We start from the raw sequence: 2653 nt of genomic DNA, 5'->3' as shown, positions 1-2653 counted from the left end.
CTGCGCAGCCAGGCCTGGTTCGGGCGCCAGGACAAGATGGGGTTCTATTACCGCTCGTTCCTCAAGAACAGCGGCTTCCCCCAGGACCAGTTCGAGGGACGGCCCGTCATCGGCATCTGCAACACCTGGTCGGAGCTGACGCCCTGCAACGCTCACTTTCGCACGATTGCGGAACATGTGAAGTACGGCGTTCTCGACGCGGGTGGCTTCCCGCTGGAGTTCCCCGTCTCCTCGCTGGGCGAGGTGACGATGCGGCCGACCGCGATGCTCTTCCGCAACCTCGCCGCCATGGACGTGGAGGAGGCGATCCGGGCTCATCCGCTCGACGGCGTCGTGCTCCTGATGGGCTGCGACAAGACCACGCCGGCCCTGCTCATGGGCGCGGCCTCCGCGGATCTGCCCACCATCGGCGTCTCGGGCGGGCCGCAGCTGCGCGGCGTCTATCGCGGCAAGTACATCGGCTCGGGCACAAACATCATCTCCATGAGCGAGCAGCTGCGCGCCGGCGAGGTGACGCTTCAGGAGTTCCATGAGGCGGAAGGAGGGATGAACCGCTCCGCCGGCCACTGCATGACCATGGGCACCGGCTCCACCATGGCCTCCATGGTCGAGGCCATGGGCGTGGGCCTGCCGGAGAACGCCGCCATCCCGGCGGCCGACGCCCGGCGCAACCACCTCGCCCGCATGGCCGGCCGGCGCATCGTCGAGATGGTGGACGAGGACCTCGCCCTGTCGAAGATCCTGACCCGTGAGTCGTTCGAGAACGCGATCCGGACGCTTGCGGCGATCGGCGGCTCGACGAATGCGGTCGTGCATCTTCTGGCGATCGCGGGACGCATGGGCATCGACCTGACGCTCGACGATTTCGACCGCCTCGGGCGCGATATCCACTGCCTGGTGGACCTGATGCCCTCGGGCCGCTTCCTCATGGAGGACTTCTACTACGCGGGCGGCCTGCCGGTGGTGTTGCGCACGCTCGGCGAGCGCGGTCTCCTGCACAAGGAGGCGCTGACGGCCAACGGCAAGACCCTGTGGGAGAACGTCAAGGACGCGCCGTGCTGGAACCGCGAGGTCATCACGACCTTCGAGGAGCCGTTCAAGCCCGAGGCCGGCATCGCGATCCTGCGCGGGAACCTCGCCCCGAACGGCGCCGTCATCAAGCCGTCGGCGGCTTCGCCCGAACTGATGAATCACACCGGCCGCGCCGTCGTGTTCGAGACGATCGAGGACCTGCATCACCGCATCGACGACGACACCCTCGACATCGGCGAGACCTGCATCATGGTGCTCAAGAACTGCGGGCCGAAGGGCTATCCGGGCATGGCCGAGGTCGGCAACATGCCGCTGCCGCAGAAGCTGCTGAGGAAGGGCGTGCGCGACATGATCCGCATCTCCGATGCGCGCATGTCCGGTACGGCCTACGGCACCGTGGTGCTGCACGTGGCCCCTGAGGCGGCGGCCGGAGGACCGCTGGCGCTGGTGCAGAACGGGGATCTCATCACGCTCGACGTGGCGGCCCGGAGCCTGCACCTCCACGTGGAGGAGGCGGAGTTGGAGCGCCGGCGTGCCGCCTGGACGCCGCCGGAGCCCCATGCCACGCGCGGCTACGCCAAGCTCTACATTGACCACGTGCTCCAGGCGGACAAAGGTGCCGATCTGGATTTCCTCGTCGGGCGCACCGGATCCCCGGTTCCCCGCGACAACCATTGAGACCGAAAGACCGGGAGGATCCCATGGCCGATGCCCGACGCCCCTACCGCGGCGTGTTCCCCGTTGCCCCCACCATCTTCGACGAGAAGGGGCAACTCGATCTCGAGGGACAGAAGCGCGCCATCGACTTCATGATCGATGCCGGCTCGGACGGCGTCTGCATCCTGGCGAACTTCTCCGAGCAGTTCCTGCTCACCGACGGTGAGCGCGAGGCCGTGATGAACACTGTGCTCGAGCACGTGGCGGGCCGGGTGCCGGTCATCGTGACCACCAGCCATTTCTCGACAGAGATCTGCGCCGACCGCAGCCGCCGTGCCCAGGATGCCGGCGCCGCCATGGTGATGATCATGCCGCCCTTCTTCGGCGCCACCCTGCGGGTGTCGGAAGCCGGCATCCACGAGTTCTTCACCCGGGTCTCCGACGCGATCACCATCCCGATCATGATTCAGGATGCCCCGATGGCCGGCACGCTGCTGTCCGCCTCCTTCCTGGCCCGCATGGCCCGGGAGATCCCGAACGTCTCCTATTTCAAGATCGAAGTTCCCGGCACTGCCGCGAAGCTGCGCGACCTGATCGCGCAGGGCGGCAACGCGATCGAGGGACCGTGGGACGGCGAGGAGGCGATCACCCTGATGGCCGATTTGGACGCGGGCGCCACGGGCGCCATGACCGGCGGGGGCTTCCCGGATGGAATCCGCCAGATCATCGATCCCTACATGGCCGGCAACCGCGAGGAGGCTGCGGACGCCTATCAGCGCTGGCTGCCGCTCATCAACTACGAGAACCGGCAATGCGGCCTGCTCGCCGCCAAGGTGCTGATGCAGGAGGGTGGCGTGATCAAGTCCGACAGGGTGCGCCATCCCCTGCAGCCCCTGCATCCGGAGACCCGCAAGGGCCTCCTGGAGATCGCCCGCCGCCTCGACCCGGTCGTGCTCCGCTGGGG

General features: G+C 67.6%; 2 protein-coding genes. Both read left to right on the top strand.

Translation table 11 applies throughout. The features are described 5' to 3' along the window. The coding region (locus DES45_RS24645) for an IlvD/Edd family dehydratase (RefSeq protein ID WP_245571888.1) at positions 1-1710 on the top strand (1710 nt) is incomplete at its 5' end. A 23-nt stretch (positions 1711-1733) separates the two neighbouring features. After that, positions 1734-2653, top strand: a 920-nt coding sequence (locus tag DES45_RS24640) for a dihydrodipicolinate synthase family protein (protein ID WP_147282514.1), incomplete at its 3' end; no start/stop codon positions are given.

It is taken from the genome of Microvirga subterranea, from assembly GCF_003350535.1.
Classification (GTDB): Bacteria; Pseudomonadota; Alphaproteobacteria; order Rhizobiales; family Beijerinckiaceae; genus Microvirga; species Microvirga subterranea.
Note: the sequence above shows the minus strand (reverse complement) of the source record. Positions and strands in the feature narration are given on the sequence as shown.